The sequence below is a fragment of the Paraburkholderia sp. 32 genome (assembly GCF_050435345.1).
Lineage (GTDB): Bacteria > Pseudomonadota > Gammaproteobacteria > Burkholderiales > Burkholderiaceae > Paraburkholderia > Paraburkholderia tuberum.
Map to the genome: position 1 here is coordinate 2,220,274 of NZ_JBNDKD010000003.1, position 23,643 is coordinate 2,243,916.

General features: G+C 66.2%; 23 protein-coding genes. 15 read left to right on the forward strand and 8 right to left on the reverse strand.

Annotation, left to right across the window (positions count from 1 at the left end):
- Positions 1 to 277 precede the first annotated feature (277 nt).
- Together OKW26_RS33095 and OKW26_RS33100 are read left to right on the forward strand one after the other, a co-directional pair.
- Positions 278 to 1,966: an isovaleryl-CoA dehydrogenase gene (locus tag OKW26_RS33095; RefSeq protein WP_429356291.1), complete on the forward strand. Its 1,689-nt coding sequence runs from the start codon at positions 278 to 280 to the stop codon at positions 1,964 to 1,966.
- Positions 1,967 to 2,075: 109 nt separating this feature from the next.
- Positions 2,076 to 3,494 (forward strand): coniferyl aldehyde dehydrogenase, encoded by a 1,419-nt coding sequence (locus tag OKW26_RS33100; protein WP_090802550.1) that lies wholly within the window; start codon positions 2,076 to 2,078, stop codon positions 3,492 to 3,494.
- 674 nt (positions 3,495 to 4,168) lie between these two features.
- Here OKW26_RS33100 and OKW26_RS33105 read toward each other — a convergent pair.
- The 5 genes from OKW26_RS33105 to fliE form a co-directional block, all read right to left on the reverse strand.
- Complete coding sequence (locus OKW26_RS33105; protein WP_429356292.1) at positions 4,169 to 4,528, reverse strand: EscU/YscU/HrcU family type III secretion system export apparatus switch protein; 360 nt, start codon at positions 4,526 to 4,528, stop codon at positions 4,169 to 4,171.
- Positions 4,528 to 5,943 carry a flagellar hook-length control protein FliK gene (locus OKW26_RS33110; RefSeq protein ID WP_429356293.1) on the reverse strand — a complete coding sequence of 472 codons (1,416 nt, stop codon included), beginning with the start codon at positions 5,941 to 5,943 and terminating at the stop codon, positions 4,528 to 4,530. The genes OKW26_RS33105 and OKW26_RS33110 overlap by 1 nt, the downstream gene beginning before the upstream one ends.
- Positions 5,944 to 6,049: 106 nt before the next feature.
- The gene (locus OKW26_RS33115) at positions 6,050 to 6,376 is read right to left on the reverse strand and encodes a flagellar protein FliT (RefSeq protein ID WP_090802544.1); all 327 of its coding nucleotides are present in this window, start codon (positions 6,374 to 6,376) and stop codon (positions 6,050 to 6,052) included.
- On the reverse strand, positions 6,373 to 6,807 hold the full coding sequence (gene fliS, locus OKW26_RS33120) for a flagellar export chaperone FliS (RefSeq protein WP_090802543.1): 435 nt from the start codon (positions 6,805 to 6,807) through the stop codon (positions 6,373 to 6,375). The genes OKW26_RS33115 and fliS overlap by 4 nt, the downstream gene beginning before the upstream one ends.
- A 295-nt stretch (positions 6,808 to 7,102) precedes the next feature.
- A complete protein-coding gene (gene fliE / locus OKW26_RS33125; RefSeq protein WP_429356294.1) occupies positions 7,103 to 7,438 on the reverse strand; it encodes a flagellar hook-basal body complex protein FliE in 336 nt (111 codons plus the stop codon).
- Positions 7,439 to 7,674: 236 nt separating this feature from the next.
- Here fliE and fliF point away from each other — a divergent pair, with 236 nt between their 5' ends.
- The 6 genes from fliF (at position 7,675) to OKW26_RS33155 (ending at position 15,042) form a co-directional block, all read left to right on the forward strand.
- On the forward strand, positions 7,675 to 9,471 hold the full coding sequence (gene fliF, locus OKW26_RS33130; protein ID WP_429356295.1) for a flagellar basal-body MS-ring/collar protein FliF: 1,797 nt from the start codon (positions 7,675 to 7,677) through the stop codon (positions 9,469 to 9,471).
- Complete coding sequence (gene fliG / locus OKW26_RS33135) at positions 9,461 to 10,456, forward strand: flagellar motor switch protein FliG (RefSeq protein ID WP_187612735.1); 996 nt, start codon at positions 9,461 to 9,463, stop codon at positions 10,454 to 10,456. Before fliF ends, fliG begins: the two co-directional genes overlap by 11 nt.
- Complete coding sequence (fliH, locus tag OKW26_RS33140; RefSeq protein ID WP_090802539.1) at positions 10,449 to 11,132, forward strand: flagellar assembly protein FliH; 684 nt, start codon at positions 10,449 to 10,451, stop codon at positions 11,130 to 11,132. Before fliG ends, fliH begins: the two co-directional genes overlap by 8 nt.
- Positions 11,126 to 12,769, forward strand: coding sequence for a flagellar protein export ATPase FliI (gene fliI / locus OKW26_RS33145; RefSeq protein WP_429356296.1), 1,644 nt, complete (start codon positions 11,126 to 11,128; stop codon positions 12,767 to 12,769). The genes fliH and fliI overlap by 7 nt, the downstream gene beginning before the upstream one ends.
- 220 nt (positions 12,770 to 12,989) lie before the next feature.
- Positions 12,990 to 13,439 (forward strand): flagellar export protein FliJ, encoded by a 450-nt coding sequence (gene fliJ / locus OKW26_RS33150; RefSeq protein WP_090802535.1) that lies wholly within the window; start codon positions 12,990 to 12,992, stop codon positions 13,437 to 13,439.
- A gap of 61 nt (positions 13,440 to 13,500) precedes the next feature.
- Positions 13,501 to 15,042, forward strand: a complete 1,542-nt coding sequence (locus OKW26_RS33155; protein ID WP_429356297.1) for a flagellar hook-length control protein FliK — start codon at positions 13,501 to 13,503, stop codon at positions 15,040 to 15,042.
- A 412-nt stretch (positions 15,043 to 15,454) separates the two neighbouring features.
- Here OKW26_RS33155 and OKW26_RS33160 read toward each other — a convergent pair whose 3' ends face one another.
- Complete coding sequence (locus OKW26_RS33160; protein WP_429356298.1) at positions 15,455 to 15,754, reverse strand: hypothetical protein; 300 nt, start codon at positions 15,752 to 15,754, stop codon at positions 15,455 to 15,457.
- 43 nt (positions 15,755 to 15,797) lie between these two features.
- On the opposite strand from OKW26_RS33160, the gene fliL reads away from it, so the two are divergent.
- The 7 genes from fliL to fliR are packed head-to-tail and all read left to right on the forward strand — an operon-like array spanning position 15,798 to position 20,245.
- On the forward strand, positions 15,798 to 16,295 hold the full coding sequence (gene fliL, locus OKW26_RS33165; RefSeq protein WP_429356299.1) for a flagellar basal body-associated protein FliL: 498 nt from the start codon (positions 15,798 to 15,800) through the stop codon (positions 16,293 to 16,295).
- Positions 16,296 to 16,353: 58 nt separating this feature from the next.
- Positions 16,354 to 17,352: a flagellar motor switch protein FliM gene (fliM, locus tag OKW26_RS33170; protein WP_184065889.1), complete on the forward strand. Its 999-nt coding sequence runs from the start codon at positions 16,354 to 16,356 to the stop codon at positions 17,350 to 17,352.
- Positions 17,345 to 17,806: a flagellar motor switch protein FliN gene (gene fliN, locus OKW26_RS33175; protein ID WP_429356300.1), complete on the forward strand. Its 462-nt coding sequence runs from the start codon at positions 17,345 to 17,347 to the stop codon at positions 17,804 to 17,806. The genes fliM and fliN overlap by 8 nt, the downstream gene beginning before the upstream one ends.
- A complete protein-coding gene (gene fliO, locus OKW26_RS33180; protein WP_429356301.1) occupies positions 17,803 to 18,318 on the forward strand; it encodes a flagellar biosynthetic protein FliO in 516 nt (171 codons plus the stop codon). The genes fliN and fliO overlap by 4 nt, the downstream gene beginning before the upstream one ends.
- On the forward strand, positions 18,318 to 19,127 hold the full coding sequence (fliP, locus tag OKW26_RS33185; protein ID WP_184069741.1) for a flagellar type III secretion system pore protein FliP: 810 nt from the start codon (positions 18,318 to 18,320) through the stop codon (positions 19,125 to 19,127). The genes fliO and fliP overlap by 1 nt, the downstream gene beginning before the upstream one ends.
- Positions 19,128 to 19,161: 34 nt before the next feature.
- A complete protein-coding gene (gene fliQ / locus OKW26_RS33190; RefSeq protein ID WP_090802525.1) occupies positions 19,162 to 19,431 on the forward strand; it encodes a flagellar biosynthesis protein FliQ in 270 nt (89 codons plus the stop codon).
- Between the two features lie 31 nt (positions 19,432 to 19,462).
- A complete protein-coding gene (fliR, locus tag OKW26_RS33195; protein WP_090802523.1) occupies positions 19,463 to 20,245 on the forward strand; it encodes a flagellar biosynthetic protein FliR in 783 nt (260 codons plus the stop codon).
- Between the two features lie 68 nt (positions 20,246 to 20,313).
- On the opposite strand, the gene flgL is transcribed toward fliR, so the two are convergent.
- Entirely contained in the window at positions 20,314 to 21,540 is a 1,227-nt protein-coding gene (flgL, locus tag OKW26_RS33200; RefSeq protein ID WP_184065899.1) for a flagellar hook-associated protein FlgL, read from the reverse strand.
- A 9-nt stretch (positions 21,541 to 21,549) separates the two neighbouring features.
- On the reverse strand, positions 21,550 to 23,544 hold the full coding sequence (gene flgK / locus OKW26_RS33205; protein WP_429356302.1) for a flagellar hook-associated protein FlgK: 1,995 nt from the start codon (positions 23,542 to 23,544) through the stop codon (positions 21,550 to 21,552).
- Positions 23,545 to 23,643 lie beyond the last annotated feature (99 nt).

Genomic DNA, 23,643 nt, shown 5'->3' on the forward strand with positions numbered 1-23,643 from the left:
CTCGTGCACACTTGTCTACGTGTGTTTTCTGCGCATTGTAGGGAGCGTATTGGGGCTGCGGCGGCTCCCTGACAGAACGATTCCTCTAAACGCCGGCGGCAACGCGCCCCTATGATGAAAGGCGCGTACGGCCCGCGCGCGGCTTCCAAACATGGCGCGACGCGCGCCCTCCTTCCGGCATGCGGCATCACGCGCGGCGCTCGAACAGATGCGACAAAGCGCATCGGGGATGCCGTCGGCGAAGCGGCGCACAATAGCGAAAGCAAGGAGACAGCAGATGGAACGGCACGGCTTCGGCCAGACTCACGAAGTGACGAATCAGGCACCGCCGCTCGCGGACTACAACCTGTTCTCGAGCGACGCCGCTTTGAGCGCGGCCGTCGATCGCGACGGCGCGAGCTGGCATCGCGAGGCGCTGCTGCGACACGGCGCGACGCTGACGACGCCCGACACGCTCGCGCTCGCGGAGCTCGCCAACCGCCATACGCCGGAGCTGGTCACGCATAGTCCGCGCGGCGAGCGCATCGACGCGCTCGAGTTCCATCCCGCGTGGCATGAACTGCTCGCGCTGCTGCGCCGCGAAGGGCTACACGCGCTGCCGTTCGCCGAGCCGCGAAGCGGCGCGATGGCCGCGCGCTGCGCCGGCTACTTCATGCATGCGCAAATCGAATCCGGCTCGCTGTGCCCACTGACGATGACATTCGCGAGCATTCCGGTGTTGCAGCGCGAATCCACGTTGTTCGATACGCTGCGCGACCAGTTGTACACACGCGAGCACGATCCGCGCGACGTGCCGCTCACGCAAAAGCGCTCGGCGATGATCGGCATGGGCATGACCGAGAAACAGGGCGGCTCCGACGTGCGCAGCAACCGCACGCGCGCCCATGCGTTCGACGGTGCCGGCGGACGGGGCGGCGCCTACCGGCTCGTCGGTCATAAATGGTTCTTCTCGGCGCCGCAGTGCGACGCCCATCTGGTGCTCGCGCGCACCGACACGCACGAGGGACTGTCATGCTTTTTCGTGCCGCGCTTCGCGCCGGACGGCAGCAAGAACGCGGTGCAGATCCAGCGTCTGAAGGACAAGCTCGGCAATCGCTCCAACGCAAGCAGCGAAGTCGAATTTCTCGACGCGTACGGTGTGATGATCGGCGACGAAGGACGCGGCGTGCCGACCATCATCGAAATGGCGAGCTACACGCGGCTCGACTGCGTGATCGGCAGCGCCGCGCTGATGCGTGCCGCGCTCGTGCAGGCGGTCCATCATGCGCGGCATCGCAGCGCGTTCGGCCGGCACCTTGCCGAGCAGCCGCTGATGCGCAACGTGCTCGCCGATCTCGCGCTCGAATCCGAAGCGGCTACGGTGCTGTTCATGCGTCTCGCGCGCGCGTTCGAGGAATCCGCCGACGCGTCGTCGGCTTCATCGGCCGAACGCGCCTGGCGGCGCATCGTTACGCCTGCCGCGAAGTACTGGGTCTGCAAGCGCGCGCTCGAATTCACCGGCGAGGCGATGGAAGTCTGGGGCGGCAACGGCTACGTCGAAACCGGGCCGATGGCGCGCTTCTATCGCGAGGCGCCGGTCAACTCGATCTGGGAAGGCTCGGGCAACGTGATGTGCCTCGACGTGCTGCGCGCGATGGAGCGCGAGCCGCAGGCCGCGCAAGCGCTGTTCGCCGCCTGGCAGGACGTCGCGCGCGCGCATCCGGCGTTGGGCGCGGCGCTCGCGCGTCTCGCCGCGACGCTGAACGGACCGGCCGAACCGCGCGAGGCGTCGGCGCGACGTATCGCGCAGCAGATCGTGCTGATCGCGCAGGCGACGCTGCTCGCGCAGCACGCGCCCGCCGGGGTCGCCGACGCGTTCATCGCGACGCGTCTCGCCGACGGCTGCGGCGAAAGCGGCCGCGTGTACGGCACGCTGCCGGCCACGTTCGATCACGCGGCGATCGTCAAGCGCGCCTTTCCCGGGTAAACGCGGCGGGCGCGCAAACCCCGAGCGCACCGCTCGCAACTCCGACTCAACCTCAAACCAAGATAAGCGCGCTCGACGCGCACGGTCATCCATCTGGGAGTGGACTCACATGAAGAACGATGTGCCGGAGGTCGCCGCGCTCCAAGCACTGTTGCGCGATCAACGTCATGCGTATCTGCGCGCGCCCTATCCGTCGTGGGACACGCGTGCGACGCATCTGCGTGCGCTGCGCAAGCTGATGCTCGACAATCGCGATGCGCTCGCCGACGCGATGCACGCGGACTTCGGCAATCGCGCGAAGGAAGAAGTGCTGCTCGCCGAATTCCTGCTCGTGAAGGAAGAGATCGACGCCGCGCTGCGTCACGGCAAGCGCTGGATGAAAGCGCAGCGCCGCCGCACCAACAAGTGGCTGCTGCCGGCGCGCGCGAAGGTGGTGCCGCAGCCGCTCGGCGTGGTCGGCATCATCGTGCCGTGGAATTATCCGGTGCTGCTCGCGGTCGGCCCGTTGATCAGCGCGCTGACGGCCGGCAATCGCGCGATCATCAAGATGTCCGAGCTGACGCCGCGCACCTCGGCGCTATTCGAGCTGCTGATCGGTCAGACGTTCGCGCGCACTCACGTCGCGGTCGTCAACGGCGATGCGGCGCTCGCGGCCGCGTTCAGCGCGCTGCCGTTCGATCATCTGCTGTTCACCGGCTCGACGAAGGTCGGTCACGAAGTGATGCGCGCGGCGGCCGAGCATCTGACGCCGGTCACGCTCGAACTCGGCGGCAAGTCGCCGGCGCTGATCGGCGCGCATGCGCGTTTCGACAACGCGGTCGACAATCTGATCGCCGGCAAGACCCTGAACGCGGGGCAGACCTGTGTGGCGCCCGACTACGTGCTGGTGCCGCGCGGCAAGGAGCAGGCGTTCATCGAACGGGCGCGCGTGCGGATGGCGAGGATGTATCCGGACTTCGCGCAGAACCCGGATTACACGTCGATCATTTCTTCGCGGCACTTCGAGCGGCTCGAACGTCTCGCCGACGAAGCGCGGGCTGCGGGCGCGCAATTGCATGCGCTGACCAACGCGACGCCCGATGCCGGGAGCCGGCGCTTTCCGCTGATCGCCGTGACTGGCGCGCCGGACGAATGCGCGCTGATGCAGGAGGAGATTTTTGGGCCGCTGTTGCCGCTCGTGCCGTACGACACGCTCGACGACGCGATCGCGTGGATCAATGCGCGGCCGCGGCCGCTGGCGCTTTATCTCTATGCCGACGATGCGCGGACGGTTGAGCGTGTCACGCATGAAACGATCGCCGGCGGCATGGCGGTTAACGAGACGCTGATGCATCTGGCATGTGAGAGTTTGCCGTTCGGCGGGGTCGGGGCGAGTGGGATGGGGGCGTACCACGGGTACGAGGGGTTCGTTACTTTTTCCAAGATGAAGCCCGTGCTCGTGCAGGCGCGCTTGAATGCGCGCGGGTTGATTTCGCCACCGTACGGGAGACGCGTGAACGCGGTGTTGAAGTTGATGATGAGATTCTGATTTAGCCCCTGGGCGGGGTGAGGCCTTTTTTTGTCTTTGTTCTTTGCGGTGTTGGCCTTTCCTTGTTGTCTTATCGATCTATTAGCGTTGCCCCTGTGCGGGGCGGCACCTACTTTCTTTGCTGCTGCAAAGAAAGTAGGCAAAGAAGACAGCTAAAACCGCCAACTCTTAAGCGGGTCCCTCGGTCTGCATGAGGTAGTGGTGCATCTGGAATCCGTGCTCCCGCACATTCCGCGCCAGTGACAAGGCAGTCATTCTTCCGGCGGCGCTACGCGCGCCGAAACCCCGTTCAAAACCCACCGGTTGTTTCGGCGCATCGCCGAGGCGCAGCCGACGGCCCCCGCTGCGCGGGCCAAACCATTGGTTTCCCTGGCAGACCCGTCCGCGACGCACGTAGTGCGGAGTGGGAGGGATGATGGCTTTGTCACGAACGGGGAATGTGCGGGGGCCCGGATTCCAGATGCACCACTACCCCTTCCAAGCCAGGGGACCCGCTTATAAGCTTGCGGTTTGAGCTGTCTTCTTTGCCTACTTTCTTTGCAGCAGCAAAGAAAGTAGGTGCCGCCCCGCACAGGGGCAACGCTAATAGACCGATAACAAAGCAAGGAAAGGCCAACAAAGCCAGAACAACGACAAAAAAGCGCCCCGCCCTGCCAAAGGGCAAACACACACCTTCAGTTATCCACAGTACTAGCACCGCCAGGCACATCAGTAGCAACAACATCAACCACATCCGGCGCGCCAGCGCCATTGCCCGTCTCAGCATCGGCCCCACTCTCGAGCCGATGCAACCAGGCCAGCAACTCGGCGACAGCCTGATAAAGCTGCGGTGGAATCCGCGCATCCAGATCGACTTGCATCAGCAGCGACACCATCTCGGGCGCCTCATGCACATAGAGCCCTGCCTCCTTCGCGCGCTGCACGATCATCTCAGCGAGCAGCCCATACCCCTTGGCGACCAGACGCGGGGCGGGCTCGCCGCCATGAGCGTCATAAACAAGCGCGGCCGCGCTGCGACGTTGGGTGCGGCTCATCAGATATCCCAATCGAGGTCGTCGCGCGATGCGGCGCCCGACGCCGACGCCGTCGACGTGGCCACAGCCGCCGACGCCGACCGTGCATACGCGCTCGCGGCCTGCGCACCCGCCGCCGAGGTGCCCGCCGCGGTAGTACCAGGCACACCGCCGCCGATCTCGCGAATCGTCAATCCCTGCAACTCGAGCCCCGCCGCCGCGAGCCGCTGACGGAAATCGTCCCCCTGCATCGCGAGCCGCGCGGCGCCCCGCGGGCTCGCCTGCACGCGCGCGGCCAGCCGCGTGCCGGTCAGCGTCAGTTCGGCATCGACGGTGCCGAGCGTCGGCAGCGACAGCGTCAGGCGCGTGCGCCACGGCTGGTCGTCCTCGCTCGCGAGGCCGCCGCCGCTGCGGTCCCATTCGTCGCCATCCTGCTCGATCGTCCAGTCCAGACGCGCGCCGGGCCACGCCTCGCCGGTCCAGCGGAACTGTCCGGTCGCAAGCAGATCGAGCTGCTGGCGCACGAGCGGCACCGTCGCCGGATGCACCGCCGCCGCCATCGCCTGCGCGCTCTGCGACGAGCCGGCATCGGCCGCCTGGGACACCGCGCTGTGCAGCCCCGCGTGTGTGGACTGGCCATTCAGGTCGGACACCGAGCTGGCCAGCAGCTCGCCCGCGACGAGTCGCGCGGCCTGCGCGGTCAGGATCGACGGCGTCGCGTGCATGGCAGGGTTGTTCTCGGCAACGTTCGCCGTGCCGCGTGGCGTTGCCTCGGGGGCTCCGTTCGCCGCAGCGGACCGCGCGCCCGCGTCGCCAGCGTCGGCGCTCCAGTCGGGAGGCAATTGAGAATCTGCGACGAGCTGGTTCTGCGCCTCGTTCGCCAGTTGGGCCGGCGAACGCTGGCCGACCAGCCACGCCGCGAGATGCGCCTCGTAGAACAGGCCGCTGTCGGCGACCGTCTGTTGCAGCGCGGCCGCGAGCGCCGCGACCGGCACTTCGGTCGCCGCCACGCTCGCGGTGGCGGCCGCGGTTGCGTTGGCGGCAGCGTTGGGATTGGTGTTGGTGCTGGCAGCAGCAGCGGAATCGTCGGCAGCGAAATTGACTGTCGCGGCGCCCGCCGCATCGGTCAGCGGCAAGCTTTCGATGGCGACGTCGAGCGCCGGCGCGGCCGCCCAGATCGGCGCGCGGCCGAGCACCGCCGGTGTGGCCTCGCCGCCTGAGTGCGCAATCGCATTCAGCGTCAGCGCGACGGCCGACAGCGCGGTTTGCGCGGACGGCTGGGGCGCGGGCGTCACGTTCGCAGGCGCCGCGGGAACCGCGGTATCGACGCCGGCCGCGCCGGTCTGCGAGGTGGTCGCGGTTCCCGGCGCGATGCTGAGCAGGCTGTCGATCCGGCTCGACAGCACCGAAGCGAGGGCCGAATCGATTCCGTTCATGCCGGTTCCTTGGTCGCATCGGCGGCAACGCGCGCGATGCTCTGATTGCTCCGATCCTTCAGACGCGTGCGGCGTGGCGCCCGCTCACGCGCGCGCCCGCTCGCGCTCAGCGCGCCCCGTACAACTCCTTCAGCACGCGCGTCGACCGGCCGGCGAACAGCGCCGACAGATGCGCCATGCGCGGATTCGCGAGGTCGCGGATCGCGGCGTCGTCGGCGAGGATCTGGCGGATCAGCGCGTACTTGCGCAGGCGTTCGGCCTCGTCGAGCTTGACGCCCACGTCGGCTTCGCGCAGCGCTTCGACCAGCTGCCGATACTCTTCCTGCAAGTGCACCAGGTCGTTCCACAGTGCACGACGGGCCGCCATCAGCATGCGGCAGGACAGCGCCGCGATCGCCTCGTAGCGGGCAAAATATTCTGCGTTCGATGTCATCTCAGGCTTTCCGCGGCTGGCTGTGCTGCCATCCGCGCGATCTCCGGGGCTATCCCGATCCATGCCTCTTCGAGCGTCGCGAGCAGACGGTCCACTTCCACGAGCATCGCCTCGCTCTGATTGATATTGGCTTGCAACAGTCGACGCGCCATATAGTCGTACAAAGCGTTGAGCCGTTCGGCGATTTCGCCGCCCACCTCGAGGTTGAGCGACTGCTGCAGCCCGCTTTCGATGATCCGGATCGCCTTGCTGATCGCCATGCCACGCTCGGCCACGTTGCCCTGCTGCAAATGCATGCGGCTTTGCGCGATCGCCTGGCGTGCGCCCTGGTACAGCAACACGATCAGACGATGCGGACTTGCGCCCATCACGGATGTCTCGATACCGACACGCGCATACGCGTTGGCTCCAGCGTGCCCTTGGGAAAACATCGGCGCTCCTCCTCTTATACTGGCTGCGGTTAAGTCGTGGCGTGGCCGCGCGGCGCGTCGACGCGCCGGTCGCTGACCTGTAATTTGGTTATCGGATGCGCGACGACAAAGCTTTAGTCCGGTGTAAGGAGGATCGAAAGCGCCGCTGGGCGGGCACCGGAAACACGGCACGAAGCCGCCGGCGCAAGCGCCGGCAGCGGCGTGCCGGATCGCCGGACGGGACTCGTGTGGACCTTCAGGCGGTCCTTCAGGCAGTCCTTCAGGCAGCCCTTCAGGCGGACACGCGCGATCCCGCTCAGATCGACATCTGCGCGATGTCGTTGTACGCGGCGACCAGCTTGTTACGCACCTGCAGGCCGAACTGGAAGCCGATGTTGGCCTTCTGCATGTCGACCATCACGTCGTTCAGCGAGACGCTCGACGCGCCGAGCTCGAACGCCTGCGACTCGCCGACCGCCTTCTGCTGGTCGCCGCTGATCTTGTCGAGCGAAGCCTTCAGCGCCGCCGCGAAGTTGGTGGGCGTCGCCGCGCCGGATTGCTCCGCCGCCGGGGTCGCGTCGCCGGCCGCCTGCGCCGCCATCGCCTGCATCTGTTGCAGCGCCGACGATAGCGCGTTCACGGGCATGGTCATGTTTTCTCCGTTGGATGTGCGATCGGACCGCCGGACGGTGTACCGATCTGGACGAAAGCATAGCAGCGGCTCCTCGCGGAAAGTCCCGAAACTAGAGGGAAAACCCGGCTCTATTCAAGCAATCGGGTTGAGCGGCGCTGCGGATAATTTCAAAGGTGAAAGTCTCTGTCCGTCCGCCCAGCCCCGGCGCGGCATCACGACAGAACGCCAAGGCATTCCCCGGAGAAACCCGACGCATGGATTCGTCAGCCAACTCTTTGATCAACCCCGACGCCCGTATGGGGCTCGCCGGCGCGCAGCCCGCTGCCGGTCAGGCCGGTAGCGGCCAGGCCGGCGGCATGGCCGACCTCGGTGGCCTCGGCGGCCTGGGAGGTATCGGCGGCAATTTCGGCCAGCGTCTGTCCGGACTCGCGCAGATGCGCGGCAACCCGCGCGCGCCGCTCGTGTTCGCGGTCGCGCTGCTGGTGGCGGTCGTCGCCGGCCTGTTCCTGTGGTCGCGCGCGCCCAGCTACAAGGTGCTCTACAGCAATCTGTCCGACCGCGACGGCGGCTCGATCATCACCGCGCTGCAGCAGGCCAATATTCCGTACAAGCTGTCCGAAAGCGGCAGCGCGATCCTCGTGCCGGCCGAGCAGGTCCACGAGATGCGCCTGCGCCTCGCATCGCAGGGGCTGCCGAAGAGTGGCTCGGTCGGCTTCGAGCTGATGGACAACCAGAAATTCGGCATCAGCCAGTTCGACGAGCAGATCAACTATCAGCGCGCGCTCGAAGGCGAACTCGAACGCACGATCGAAGCGATCTCGAGCGTGAAATCGGCGCGCGTGCATCTCGCGATTCCGAAGCCGAGCGTGTTCGTGCGCGACAAGGAAGCGCCGTCGGCGGCGGTGCTCGTGAACCTGTACCCGGGCCGCGTGCTCGACGAAGGGCAGGTCGTCGCGATTACGCACATGGTGGCGTCGGCGGTGCCGGAAATGCCGGTGCGCGGCGTGACGATCCTCGACCAGGACGGCAACCTGCTCACGCAGCCAACCAATGGCGGCGGACTCGATGCGACCCAGCTGAAGTTCCGCCAGCAGATCGAGCGCAACACCCAGCAGCGCATCGACACGATCCTCGCGCCGCTGTTCGGCGCCGGCAACGCGCGCTCGCAGGTCAGCGCCGACATCGACTTCTCGCACAGCGAGCAGACCTCCGAGAACTACGGCCCGAACGGCAATCCGCAGCAGGCCGCGATCCGCAGCCAGCAGTCGAGCAGCGCCACCGAAATGTCGCAAGGCGGCGCCTCGGGGGTGCCGGGCGCGCTGTCGAACCAGCCGCCGCAGCCGGCCTCCGCGCCGATCGTGGCGGGCAACGGCGCGAGCTCGGTCACCACGACGCCGGTCAGCGACCGCAAGGATTCGACCACCAACTACGAGCTCGACAAGACCGTGCGCCACGTCGACCAGCCGATGGGCGGCATCCGCCGGCTGTCGGTCGCGGTGGTCGTCAATTATCTGCGGGTCGTCGATCCGAAGGGTCACGTGACGATGCAGCCGGTCAGCGCCGACAAGCTCGCGCAGATCACCCAGCTCGTGAAGGACGCGATGGGCTTCGACGCGTCGCGCGGCGACTCGGTCAACGTGGTCAACAGCGCGTTTACCACCGAGCTCGACCCGAACGCCGACCTGCCGTGGTGGCGCACGCCCGACATGCTCGCGCTGTACAAGCAGATCGCGACGTACCTCGGCATCGGCGCGGTGGCCCTGTTCCTCTACTTCGTGATGGTGAAGCCGGCGTTGCGCCGCGCCTTCCCGCCGCCGCCCGAGCCGGTTGCCGCGCTGATGGCGCCCGACGAACCGGTGCTGCTCGACGGCATCCCGGCCGAGGAGCGCGATGGCGCGGTGGTGGAAATCGAAGCGGATAGCGAGCATCTCGCGCTCGAAAACGCGAAGCACAAATACGAGCGGAACCTGGAGTTCGCGCGCAGCATCGCGCGTCAGGATCCGAAGGTCGTAGCAACCGTCGTCAAGAACTGGGTGTCCGATGAGCGCTGAAGGCGTAGTGAAGAGCGCGCTGCTGCTGATGTCGATCGGCGAGGAAGAGGCGGCGCAGGTGTTCAAGTTTCTGGGCCCCCGTGAGGTTCAGAAAATCGGCGTCGCGATGGCCGCGCTGAAGAACGTCACCCGCGAACAGGTCGACGAGGTGCTGCAGGAGTTCGTGCGCGAGGCCGAGCAGCACACCGGCATGTCGCTCGATTCGAGCGATTACATCCGCTCCGTGCTGACCAAGGCGCTCGGCGACGACAAGGCCGGCGCGATCATCGACCGGATCCTGCAGGGCAGCGACACGAGCGGCATCGAAGGCCTGAAGTGGATGGACTCGGCGGCGGTCGCGGAACTGATCAAGAACGAGCATCCGCAGATCATCGCGACGATCCTCGTGCATCTGGACCGCGATCAGGCTTCGGAGATCGTCGGCTGTTTCACGGACCGGCTGCGCAACGACGTGCTGCTGCGGATCGCGACGCTCGACGGCATCCAGCCGGCCGCGCTGCGCGAGCTCGACGACGTGCTGACCGGCCTCTTGTCCGGCAGCGACAACCTGAAGCGCAGCCCGATGGGCGGTATCCGCACGGCGGCCGAGATTCTGAACTTCATGTCGAGCAACCACGAGGAAGGCGTCATCGAAAACGTGCGCCAGTACGACGCCGAGCTCGCGCAGAAGATCATCGACCAGATGTTCGTGTTCGAGAACCTGCTCGAGCTCGAAGACCGCGCGATCCAGCTGCTGCTGAAGGAAGTCGAATCCGAAGCGCTGATCATCTCGCTGAAGGGCGCGGCGCCCGCGCTGCGTCAGAAGTTCCTGTCGAACATGTCGCAGCGCGCGGCCGAGTTGCTCGCCGAAGACCTCGACGCGCGCGGCCCGGTACGCGTGTCCGAAGTCGAGACGCAGCAGCGCCGCATCCTGCAGATCGTGCGCAACCTGGCCGAGAGCGGACAGATCGTTCTAGGCGGCAAGGCGGAAGACGCCTATGTCTGATCCGAACGCCCCGGCAAAGGAAAGCCTCTCGGCCTACCAGCGCTGGGAGATGGCGTCGTTCGACCCGGCTCCGCCGGCGCCGCCGCCGGCCGAACCCGAGTTCGACGAGCGCGCGTTCGAAGCCGAACTCGAGCACCGCCGCGAAGCCGCGCATGCACAGGGCGTCGCGTCCGGTCATGTGGCCGGCCAGGCGCTCGGCTATCAGGCGGGCTATGACCAGGGGCACGCGCAGGGTTTCGCGCAAGGCCAGACCGAGGCGCGCGAGGAAGCGATGCGGCTCGCCGCGCTCGCCGAAACCTTCAAGAGCGCGCTCGATGGCGCGCAGCACGCGATCTCCGAAACGCTGATCGCACTCGCGCTCGACATCGCGCAGCAGGTCGTGCGCCAGCACGTGCAGCACGACCCGACCGCACTGATCGCGGCCGCGCGCGAGGTACTCGCGGCCGAGCCCGCGCTTGCCGGCGCACCGGCGCTGATCGTGAGTCCCGCCGATCTGCCGGTCGTCGAGGCGTATCTGCTCGATGAATTGCAAACGCGCGGCTGGACCGTGCGCACCGACGCATCGGTGGAGCGTGGCGGTTGCCGCGCGCAGGCCGGCACCGGTGAGGTCGACGCGGGCATCGACACGCGCTGGCAGCGCGTCGCCGCCGCGCTCGGCAAGGTGAGCACGTGGTGAAGCCGACGCTCGACGAGATCCGCGCGAGCGATCTGACGCCGCTCGAACGCGAGCTCGCGTTGGCGTCGTTCGGCGCCGAGGCGCTGGCCGATGTCGAGTCGGCCGGTATTCCGCAGCCCCCGGATGCGGCATGGCACGCTCCTGCGAGCGCACATCCGGCGACAGGCGCGGCGGCGAGCCGCGAGTCCGCCGCGACGGACCACGCCGCGCGCAGTGCTTGCGCCGCTCACGCTCCGCACGCGCCGTCCTACGATCCCGCGCTCGACATCAATCCCCACATGCAGGCATGGCGCGGCCAGCTCGACGCGCTGCGCGCGCGCAACGCGATCGCGAAGCCGCTGCGCGCGTGCGGGCGTCTCACACGCGCGGCCGGTCTCGTGCTCGAAGCGGTCGGCCTGCGTCTGTCGGTCGGCGCCGAAGTGATGATCGAGTTGCCGCCCGGCAGTTCGCTGCCGATGGCCGAAGCCGAAGTGGTCGGCTTCTCCGGCGACAAGCTGTTCCTGATGCCGACCACCGAAGTGATCGGCCTGTTGCCCGGCGCGCGGGTCTTTCCGCTCGAAAGCGCGCCGATCGCCGACCCGCTCGCGGGCGCGAAGCGTCTACCGGTCGGCTGGGAATTGCTCGGCCGCGTGCTCGACGCATCCGGCCGTCCGCTCGACGGGCTCGGCCCGCTCGGCACGCAAAGGGACGCGCCGCTGTCCGCGCCGGTCATCAATCCGCTCAATCGCGAGCCGATTCACAAGGTGCTCGACGTCGGCGTGCGCGCGATCAACTCGCTGTTGACCGTCGGTCGTGGTCAACGGATGGGGCTGTTCGCGGGTTCGGGCGTCGGTAAATCGGTGCTGCTCGGCACGATGGCGCGCTACACCAGCGCCGAGGTGATCGTGATCGGCCTGATCGGCGAACGTGGCCGCGAAGTGAAGGAGTTCATCGAACAGATTCTCGGCGAGGAAGGGTTGGCGCGCTCGGTCGTGATCGCCGCGCCGGCCGACGTGTCGCCGCTGTTACGGATGCAGGCCGCCGCGTACTCGACCTCGCTCGCCGAATACTTCCGCGACCAGGGCAAGCACGTGCTGCTGCTAATGGATTCGCTGACCCGTTACGCGATGGCGCAGCGCGAGATCGCGCTCGCGATCGGCGAGCCGCCCGCGACCAAGGGGTATCCGCCGTCGGTGTTCGCGAAGCTGCCGGCGCTCGTCGAGCGCACCGGCAACGGACCGGCGGGCGGCGGCTCGATCACCGCGTTCTACACGGTGCTCACCGAAGGCGACGACCAGCAGGACCCGATCGCCGACTCGGCGCGCGCGATTCTCGACGGCCACATCGTGCTGTCGCGCTCGCTCGCCGAAGCCGGCCACTACCCTGCGATCGATATCGAAGCGTCGATTAGCCGGGCAATGACCGCGCTGATCGACGATAACCATCTGAATAAAACGCGTATGTTCAAGCAGATGCTGTCGCGCTATCAGCGCAACCGCGATCTGATCAACGTCGGCGCGTATTCGAGCGGGCGCGACGCGGTGCTCGATCGCGCGATCGCGCTGTATCCGCGGATGGAAGCGTTCCTGCAGCAAGGCTTTCGCGAGTGCGCGAACTTCCAGCCGAGCATCGACATGCTGAACGCGCTGTTTGCTTAGGGTCTGTTTACATATGGAACGCACGTGCGTTGCCGCGAGAAGGGCCGCTCGCAAGGACTGCGACGCCGCGAATACTCGACGTATTCGCAAGGAGCATGACGCAGCGAGCGGCCCTTCTCGCGGCAACCCCATTGCCTGGAATTCATTTCAGGGGAATGCCCGCGGGCATTCGCACGTGCGTTCCATATGTAAACAGACCCTACGGCCGAGGAGGCTGACGATGTCGAAACATTTTCCGATCAAGACGCTGATCGGTCTCGCGCAGGACGACGTGGACGCCGCCGCGCAGCGGCTCGGCCGCGCGCAGCGCGAGCGCAACGACGTTCAGGCGCAACTCGATGCGCTCGTGCAGTACCGCGACGAATACTACGCACGCTTCATGGAGAGCGCGCAGTCGGGCATGCCGGCCGGCAACATGCGCAACTTCCAGGCGTTCATCGATACGCTCGATGCCGCGATCGAGCAGCAGCGCAGCCTGCTGGCGGCGGCGAGCGCGCGCCTCGAGGCGGCGAAGCCCGACTGGCAGCGCCACAAGCAGAAGCTCGGCTCGTACGAAGTGCTGCAGGCGCGCGGCGAGGCGGCCGAGGCGAAGGTTGCGGCGCGGCGCGAACAGCGCGACGCCGACGAATTTGCGGCGCGGAGTCTGCGCATGCGAGCCGACGGCGCGTGAGGCCTTGCCTCGCGGCCAAAGCCTGACGGCACACCCGTTCGACCGATTCACAGGATTCTTTATGTCGCTTCTTTCACAGATCGGCTCCCAACTGAGCACGCTGCTCGACACGAGCGGCAATGGGTCGAGCAGCGCGTCCGCGAACGCCGCGGTCTCGAGCCCGTTCGCGCAGACCTTGCAGCAAAGCATCGACCAGCAGAACAGCGCGAATCAACAGCAGACCAGTTCAGCGACGGCGTCGCAAGCCTCGGCGCCGAGCGCGCCCAGTGCGCCGCCGCCCGCTTCCGCTTCCACGTCCGCTCCCGCTTCCTCGCAGCAGAGCGCGAGCGGCAGCCAGAACGGCAACGGCACAGCGAGCAACGCGGCCAGCAGCAGCGCGTCATCGCCGTCGTCCACGCCGTCGACGACACCAACGCAGCAGGCATCGAACAGCCAGACGACCGCGACGCAAGCCAGGCAGAAAGACACCAAGGCGCAAACCGACGCTGGCGCGCTCGCCGCCGCTGCGGCTGCCGCCCAGGCTCAGGCGCAAGCGCAGGCACAGGTCGTCGCCAACAACGCCGACTCGAACGCCACCACCACGACCGATGCCGCGAGCTCCGCCGCCGATGCGGTGAGCGCGCTGGCCGGCACGGCCACGAGCGCGCTCGCGGCCACCGCGGCAAGCAGGAAAGGCGCGGTCGATCCGAAGTCGCTGCAGGATGCGTTGCAGCGTGCGCTGTCCGCGCTGTCGAGCGGCCAGGGCGCGGTGCCCGCGGCCGCGCTCGCTGCCGGCGCGGCCGCAAAAGCCACGAGCGTGTCGAGCGCGGCGGGCGGCTTGGGCAACACGAAAAACGGCCTGAACGGCACGTCGGACGACAAGACGCTCGCGAGCGGCCTGTTCGGCAACGGCAAGGGGGCCTCGACGACCCACACGACGTCGACGGCGACGGCTGCCGCGACCGCGCTGGCCGATCCGTCGGCAGCGAAGTCGGCCGCCGACGCGTTGAGCGCCGCGGCCGCGACGAGCGGCCAGGCGGACAACCTCGCATCGGTGCGCAGCGCGTCCGAGGCGGCGAACGCCGCGCTGGCCGCGACGCAGGCGGCAGCGAACGCCGCGAGCACGACGGCGGCAGCGCAGAGTACGGGCAATGCGAGCGCGGCCGCCGCCGCGAATGCGTTGACGCCGCAGGTCGGCACGAGCGACTGGGAAGACGCGCTGAGCCAGAAGGTGGTGTTTTTGTCGAATGCGCATTCGCAGAGCGCTGAGCTGACGCTCAATCCAAAGGATCTGGGGCCGTTGCAGGTCGTGTTGCAGGTGGCGGATAACCATGCGCATGCGCTGTTCGTTTCGCAGCACCAGTCGGTGCGGGAGGCGGTCGAGGCGGCGTTGCCGAAGCTTCGCGAGGCGATGGAGTCGAATGGGATTGGGCTTGGCAGCGCGAGTGTGAGTGATGGGTTTGCGCGGCAGAGCGGGCAACAGCAGCAGAGCGCTGGCGCGGGTGGGGGGAATGGGAAGAGGGGTGGTGGTGGTGGGGGCGCCCTTGCAGGGGACAGTTCCAGCGATGCCATCGGGAATGTTGCCGTGCGGCAGCAGGTTGGATTGGTCGATACGTTTGCCTAGAGCGAGGCGGGGCGCTTTTTTGTCGTTGTTCTGGCTTTGTTGGCCTTTCCTTGCTTTGTTATCGGTCTATTAGCGTTGCCCCTGTGCGGGGCGGCACCTACTTTCTTTGCTGCTGCAAAGAAAGTAGGCAAAGAAGACAGCTCAAACCGCAAGCTCATAAGCGGGTCCCTTGGCTTGGGAGGGGGAGTGGTGCATCTGGAATCCGGGCCCCCGCACATTCCCCGTTCGTGACAAAGCCGTCATCCCTCCCACTCCGCACTACGTGCGTCGCGGACGGGTCTGCCAGGGAAACCAATGGTTTGGCCCGCGCAGCGGGGGCCGTCAGCTGCGCCTCGGCGATGCGCCGAAACCACCAGTGGGTTTTGAACGGGGTTTCGGCGCGCGTAGCGCCGCCGGAAGAATGACTGCCTTGTCACTGGAGCGGAATGTGCGGGAGCACGGATTCCAGATGCACCACTACCTCATGCAGACCGAGGGATCCGCTTAAGAGTTGGCGGTTTGAGCTGTCTTCTTTGCCTACTTTCTTTGCAGCAGCAAAGAAAGTAGGTGCCGCCCCGCACAGGGGCAACGCTAATAGACCGATAACAAAGCAAGGAAAGGCCAAAAAAGCCAGAACAACGACAAAAAAAACCCCAAAAACCAGAAACAGCCAGAAATAGCCAGAAATAGCCCTTCTTTTCGACCCATAGCGCCGCAGGCAAATCAACAACAATCACCCTAACCCTTACTAGGCCAGCAACAAGCTGGCAAACCAAATGGCAACCACGACCGCACCGCAACAAGCGCCCGCCTCGCCGGGCCCCATGAAGCGCATCATCCTGATCGTCCTCATTGCGCTGATCGCCGCGGGCGCTGCCGGTGCCGGCGTGTGGTTCTTCATGTCGAAGCGCGCACCCGTCGCCGTATCGGCCGAAGCCGCGCCGGCGCAATCCGCCGTGCCGCTGTTCTTCCCGCTCGAATCGATGACCGTCAACCTGCAATCGGACGACGGCCAGCAACACTTCCTGCGCATCGGCCTCACGCTCAAGCTCGGCGATGCCGCCACCCAGCAGGCGCTCACCGATCACATGCCGGAAGTGCGCAGCCGCATCCTGCTCGCGCTGTCGAACAAGCACCCCGAAGAACTCGCGCCGCTCGAAGGCAAGCGCGCGCTCGCCGAAGAGCTGAAGACGCTGATCACCGAGCCGATTGACAAGGGCGCCGCACCGATCCGCGTGCAGGACGTGCTGTTCACCGAATTCGTCGTGCAGTGACGTGACGTTGTCAAGCGCTGCCATCATCAATCGCCAAGGGACGCACGAGGAATAAGCAATGGGCCACGAAGAGTTCATGTCCCAGGAGGAGGTCGATGCCCTTCTGAAGGGCGTCACCGGCGAATCCGACACGGAATCCGAGCAAAACGACCGCACGGGCGTGCGGCCGTACAACATCGCCACGCAGGAACGTATCGTCCGTGGCCGGATGCCGGGCCTCGAAATCATCAACGACCGCTTCGCGCGCCTGTTGCGCGTCGGCATTTTCAACTTCATGCGGCGCTCGGCGGAAATTTCCGTCGGCCCGGTGAAGGTGCAGAAGTACAGCGAGTTCACGCGCAACCTGCCGATCCCGACCAACCTGAACCTGGTCCACGTGAAGCCGCTGCGCGGCACGTCGCTGTTCGTGTTCGATCCGAACCTCGTGTTCTTCGTGGTCGACAACCTGTTCGGCGGCGACGGCCGTTTCCATACGCGCGTCGAAGGACGCGATTTCACGCAGACCGAGCAGCGCATCATCACGAAGCTGCTCAATCTGACGTTCGAGCACTACGCGGCGTCGTGGAAGAGCGTGCGTCCGCTGCAGTTCGAATACGTGCGCTCGGAAATGCACACGCAGTTCGCCAACGTCGCGACGCCGAACGAAATCGTCATCGTCACGCAGTTCTCGATCGAGTTCGGCTCGACGGGCGGCACGCTGCACATCTGCATGCCCTACTCGATGATCGAGCCGATCCGCGACATTCTCTCGTCGCCGATCCAGGGCGAGGCGATGGACGTCGACCGACGCTGGGTGCGCGTGCTGTCGCAGCAGGTGCAGGCCGCCGAAGTGCAGCTGAGCGCCGATCTCGCGCAGGTGCCGGTCACGTTCGAACAGATCCTGAACATGCGCAAAGGCGATGTTCTGCCGATCAACATCCCCGAGCACATCACCGCGAAAGTGGACGGCGTGCCGGTGATGGAATGCGGCTACGGAATTTTCAATGGTCAGTACGCGTTGCGGGTCCAGAAGATGATCAGCGCAGCCGACACGATGAAGGAAGGTGGATATGAGTGACCTGAACGCAAAGCCCGAGACCGATCTCGCGGCAGCCTCGCAACTCGCCGGCGAGCTGTCCGCCGTGGAAGACGACGCGGCGATGGCCGACTGGGCAAGCGCGCTCGCCGAGCAGAACGGCAACGACGAAATCAACCCGGCCGCGGGCGCCGTGTTCCAGCCGCTGTCGAAGGCCGCGCCGACCTCGACGCACAACGACATCGACATGATCCTGGACATTCCCGTCCAGATGACGGTCGAACTCGGCCGCACCAAGATCGCGATCCGCAATCTGCTGCAGCTCGCGCAGGGCTCGGTCGTCGAACTCGACGGCATGGCCGGCGAGCCGATGGACGTGCTCGTCAACGGCTGCCTGATCGCGCAGGGCGAGGTGGTGGTCGTCAACGACAAGTTCGGTATCCGGCTGACCGACATCATCACGCCGTCCGAACGCATCCGGAAACTCAATCGATGAAACGTTTGGCAGGTCGCGGCGTGCTGCTCGCGTCGCTTTTCGCGTCCACCGTCGCGCACGCCGCCGACATGAACGCGGTCAACAACGCCGCGAAGATCGCCTCCGGTGTCGGCGCGGGTAGCGCGGTGCCGGCGCTCGGCGTCGGCGCGGTCCTGCAAACCTTCGTCGGGCTGGCGGTCGTGATCGGCCTCGTGTTCGGCTGCGCGTGGCTCGCCCGACGCTTCGGCCTGCAACCGGGCCAGCGCGGCGGTCTTGTGAAGACGGTCGGCGGCGCTTCGCTCGGTGGCAAGGAACGCGTCGCGGTCGTCGAGATCGGCGATACGTGGCTCGTGCTCGGCGCCGCGCCCGGCAACGTGCGGCTGCTGCATACGATGCCGGCGGGTTCCGTCGCGGCCGATACGGTTGCCGCTTCGCCTGCACCGCTTTCCGGCACTTTTGGTCAACGCTTTCGCGACGCCCTGAAGGGCGAAGTGGGCAAACGTTTCAACGCGCACCGCGGCGGGGATCGGTAATGCAGGTCAGTTTCAGGCAGTCAGCCTGGTTCTTCACGCTTACGCGCCGTGCGGGGCGGGCGCTCCCCGCAGCGCTGCAACTCGCGCTGCCGGCACTGCTGTTCGCGCTGCCGACGCTGTCTTTCGCGCAAACCGCCGGCCTGCCGGCGTTCACGACGAGCCCCGGCCCCAACGGCGGCACGACTTACTCGCTGAGCGTGCAGACGATGCTGCTGCTCACGATGCTGTCGTTCCTGCCCGCGATGGTGCTGATGATGACGAGCTTCACGCGCATCGTGATCGTGTTGTCGCTGCTGCGCCAGGCGCTCGGCACGACCACGACGCCGCCGAACCAGGTGGTCGTCGGTCTCGCGCTGTTTCTGACGCTGTTCGTGATGTCGCCGGTGCTCGATAAAGCCTATAACGAAGGTTACAAGCCGTTCTCCGAAGGCACGATGTCGATGGATCAGGCGGTGGCGCGCGGCGTCGCGCCGTTCAAGACCTTCATGCTGCGTCAGACCCGCGAAAGCGACCTTGCGCTGTTCGCGCGCATCTCGCACGCGGCGCCGATGCAGGGGCCCGAAGACGTGCCGCTGTCGCTGCTGGTGCCGTCGTTCGTGACGAGCGAGTTGAAGACCGGCTTCACGATCGGCTTCACGATCTTCATTCCGTTCCTGATCATCGACATGGTGGTCGCGAGCGTGCTGATGTCGATGGGCATGATGATGGTGTCGCCGGCGACGATTTCGCTGCCGTTCAAGCTGATGCTGTTCGTGCTCGTCGACGGCTGGCAGTTGCTGCTCGGCTCGCTCGCGCAGAGCTTCGTCTGATATTTTTTGACTCCTTGTTCCTCAGGCACTCACGATGACACCCGAAGCAGTCATGACGCTGGCCCACCAGGCCATGTACGTCGGCCTCGTGCTGGCCGCCCCGCTGCTGCTCGTCGCGCTCGTCGTCGGTCTGGTCGTGAGCCTGTTCCAGGCGGCCACGCAGATCAACGAAAGCACGCTGTCGTTCATCCCGAAGCTGCTCGCGATCGCGCTCACGCTGGTGATCGCCGGACCATGGATGCTGACCACGATGCTCGACTATCTGCGCCACACGATCACCAGCATTCCGACGCTCGTCAACTGAGCGCCGCTGGCACGCCTGCCCTCCCCACTCCATGTTCACGGTCACCTACGCGCAACTGAACGTCTGGCTGACCGCGTTCCTGTGGCCGTTCGCGCGCATCGCCGCGCTGATCGCGACCGCGCCGGTGCTCGGCAACATGTCGCTGCCCTCGCGCGTGAAAATCGGTCTCGCCGCGTTCGCGACGATCATCGTCGCCCCGACGATCGGCGCGCTGCCGCAGGTCACCGTGTTTTCCGCGGCCGGCGTGTGGATTCTCGTCAACCAGTTCCTGATCGGCATCGCGCTCGGCGTGACGATGCAGGTCGTGTTCCAGGCGATCGACGCGACCGGCTACTTCATCGGCCTCGGCATGGGCCTTGGCTTCGCGACCTTCTTCGACCAGCAGGCGACCGGCTCGGGCGTCGTGATCTCACGCTACATGACGACGATCGCGACGCTGGTGTTTCTCGCCGTCGACGGTCATCTGCAGATGATCGCCGCGCTCGTGACGACGTTCCAGTCGGTGCCGGTGTCGGCGAACCTGCTCGCGCCGCACGGTTGGCAAACGCTCGCGAACTGGGGCGGCTCGATCTTCTCGGCGGGGCTGCTGCTCGCGTTGCCGGTCGTCGTCGCACTGCTGATCGCGAACCTCGCGCTCGGCATTCTCAATCGCGCGGCGCCGCAGATCGGCGTGTTCCAGATCGGCTTTCCGCTGACGATGCTGGTCGGCCTGCTGCTCGTGCAGCTGATGCTGCCGAACATGATCCCGTTCTTCGTGCGCTTGTTCGATAACGGCATCGATGAGATGGGACGGGTCGCGGCGGCACTGGGATAACGCCGAAAATCGCGGACATAAAAAAACCGGCTCGCGCCGGTTTCTTTATTGCGCCGCCGGGAGCGGCATCAGCTGTTGATGTACTGGAACAGCGACATGTTCTGGATCTGCACGAACGCTTGCTGCGAAGCCTGCAAGGCCGCCTGCTCCATCGAGTACTTGCTGATCGTCGAGACCATGTCGGTCTGGGTCAGGTCCGCGAGATCGCTTTGCGTTTGCAGTGAGTTGGTCTCCGTCACCGTTTGCAGCGCCTTGACTTCCTGCTCGCGGCCGCCGACCGATGCCTGCACCGCGGTGACGTTGTTCAGCGTGTTGCCAAGCTGCGACAGGCCCGTATTCAACGCGTTCTGCAGGTTCGCCGAGGCCGCGGGGTTGCCGCTCACCGGCTGCTGGAGCGCGGCGATCATCGCGTTCAGGTTCGCGAACACGTTGGTGCCCGCCTGGTTGGCCGGCTGCACCGTGAATTTGTCGTTGGCCGCCGGCGTGCCTGTGATTTCGACGGTCTGGCCCGCGATCGTGATGTCCGAGCCCGCCGTGTACGGCTGCACCGTACCCGCGACGTTGGTCGTCGTGTCAGTGACCGTGTAGGTGAGCGAGCTGCCGCTGCCGCTGAACTGGATCTGGTACGAGTCCGCGTTCCCCGCGTTGGTCGGATCCTTGACCGACACCGCGCCGATCACGCCGCTGCCGGTATTGGCCGGGTCGCCCGAGGCGATCGGCTGCGCGTTGGTCGCGCCGACGCTCATGAACACCGACAGCCCATTGTCACCGGTCGAGACCGCGTTGCTATCGGTGACCTGCACGGTGCGCGTGCCCGTGTCGCCCGTATAGGTGACGTTGCCGGCCGCATCGGTCGTGAAGGCCTGGGTCGAATTCTGGAAACCGGCGAACAGCGCATTGCCCGAGCTGTCGCTCGCATTCGCGGAGGTGACGAGCTGGTCGCGCAGGGCGGTCAGCTGCGCGGCGATCGCCGTGCGGTCGGCGTCGTTCAAACTGCCGTCGCCGGCGCGCAGGCCTAACGTGTTCGCGCTTTGCAACGTCGTGATGACGCTGGAGAGCGTCGAGTCCTCGGCCTGCAACGACGTGAGCGCCGCGTTCTGGTTCGTCGTGTACTGCGACAGCGCGGACGCCGTCGAGCTGAGCTGCACGGCCTGCGCGGCGCCGAGCGGATTGTCGGCGGGCGTGGTCAGGCTCTCGCCGCTCGAGATTTCCTGATAGATCTGCGACAACTGAGCCTGCTGATTGCTCATGTTCGCGACGTTCATGCTGAAGTACTGCTGGGTCGAAATTCGCATGGTTCCGCCTTACGAGAAGATGCCAAGCAAAGTCTGGAACAGCGTCTGCGCCGTCTGGATGACCTTGCTGTTGGCCTGATAGAGCTGCTGGTACTGAAGCAGGTTGGCCGCTTCCTCATTGATATTGACGCCCGACACCGACTGCTGCGCCGACGTGATCTGCGTGACGAGCGTGCTTTGCGCGGTCGCCGAGGTCTGGATCTGCGTGGTCTGGTTGCCGATGTTGTTGACGTAGCTCGCGTACGCGCCCGTCAGCGTCGAGGTGCCGCCGTCGAGCGCCTGCGCCGAAGTCAGGTTCGACAGCAGTTGCGCGTTGCGGCCGTCGTTGGTCGCGCCGGTGTTCGGTCCGATCGTGAACGAGTCGCCGTTGGCGGGCGTGCCGCTGATCGTGACCGTCACGTTGTTCATCACGCCCGCGCTCGCCGAATTGCTCGGGTTGGTGATCGTCAGCGTCGCGCCCGAGCTCGGCGAGTATGGCACCGCGGTCGTCGCCGAGCTGATCGTGTACTGCGTGGACGGCGAGCCGGCGACTGTCACCACCGTGCCGACCGGGAAGCCGGTCAGGCCGGTGCCCGCGGTGTAAGTGATCGTCGAGGTGCTGGTCGGCGCGCTGTAGCCGGCAGATACCGTGCCTTGCGTGATCGTCCCGGTGCCGGTGTTCGACGTCGACGCCGACGCGAGCACCGGCGCCGCGGCCGCGATTGCCGACGCCGACGTGGTGGTCAGCGCGAAGCCGTCGAGCGCGCCGCGGGTCGGTTCGACCGAGAACGAGTCGCCGGCCTTCATCGTGCCGCTCGCGACCGAGAACTGCAGGCCGCCGATCGGGTTGGTCAGGTTCGCCGCCGAACCGACGATGCTGCCGGTCTGGTTGTCGGTCAACGTGTAGGTGCTGCCGTCGTACGACAGCGTGTAGTCGCCCGTGGTCGGCTGGGTCGCGTCGGCGAACGAGACGCCGAGCGTAGCGTTGCCGGTGTTCTGCGAGTTCGCGTACACGGTCGGCGAGCCGACCGTGAACAGCGCGCCGCCCGCGGTGCCGTTCAGCGTCAGGCCGAGTTCGTTCTGCGCATTGACCTGCGCGGCGAAGCTGGTCGCGATCGCGCCGAGTTGCGCCTCGGCCGGATCGAGCGTTTGCGAGCGGAATTGCAGCAGTCCGCCCAGCGTGCCGCCGGACACGCTCGTGTCGGACAGCGTCTGCGGCGTCGGTGTCGGCTTTGCCCCGGCCTGGCCGAGATACTGGACCGACAGCTCGCTCGGATCACCCGACGAAGTCGCCGTGCCGAGATTGAAGCTGTTGCCGGCCAGCACGAGCGGCTGTCCGCTCGACATGAACAGGCTATAGCTGCCGTTGTCCTGCACGACCGACACGCCGATCAGTTGGGACAGGTTCGACACCGCCTGGTCGCGTTCGTCGAGCAGCTGGTTCGGCGGCTGGCCCTGGTTGCTCGCCTGCGTGATCTGCGTATTCAGCGACGCGATCTGCGCGGTGTAGGTGTTGATCTGCGTAACAGAGTTGCTCAGCTGCGTGTTGACGCTCGAGCGCAACTGGTCGTACTGCTGGCCCGCCGCGTTGATCTGGTTCGCGAGCGTCTGCGCGTCGCTGACCGCGGTCTGCCGCGTCGACACGCTCGACGCGTTGTTGGCGACGTTCTGCAGCCCGGTGAAGTAACCGCTGATCGCGCTCGCAATCCCGGCGGTCGGACTGCCGACGAGGTTGTTGAGCTGGGTGATCATCGTGTTGTACGCGGTGAGCGCGCTGCTCGACGACTGCGCGTTGTTCAGCTGGGTCGTCAGGTACTGGCTGTACGCGCGCGTCACGGTGTCGGTGGAGACGCCCATCGGCAGGTAGCCGGAGCCGGTATACGTGCCGCCCGTCTCCGAATACACCGGGGTTTCCATCGTATAGCCGGGTGTCGACGCGTTGCTGATGTTCTCACCAGTCGTCGTCAAACCCCACTGGGCCGCGTTGAGTCCGCTAAGGCCGATATTCAACAGATTGCTGGACATGCGTCATCCTGAAGGGCGGCATCGCAGACATGCCACCGCGTTAGTGGAACATCCTCTTTAACGGCCCACCGTGCGAAAAATTGAGGGCCATGCCGTTTC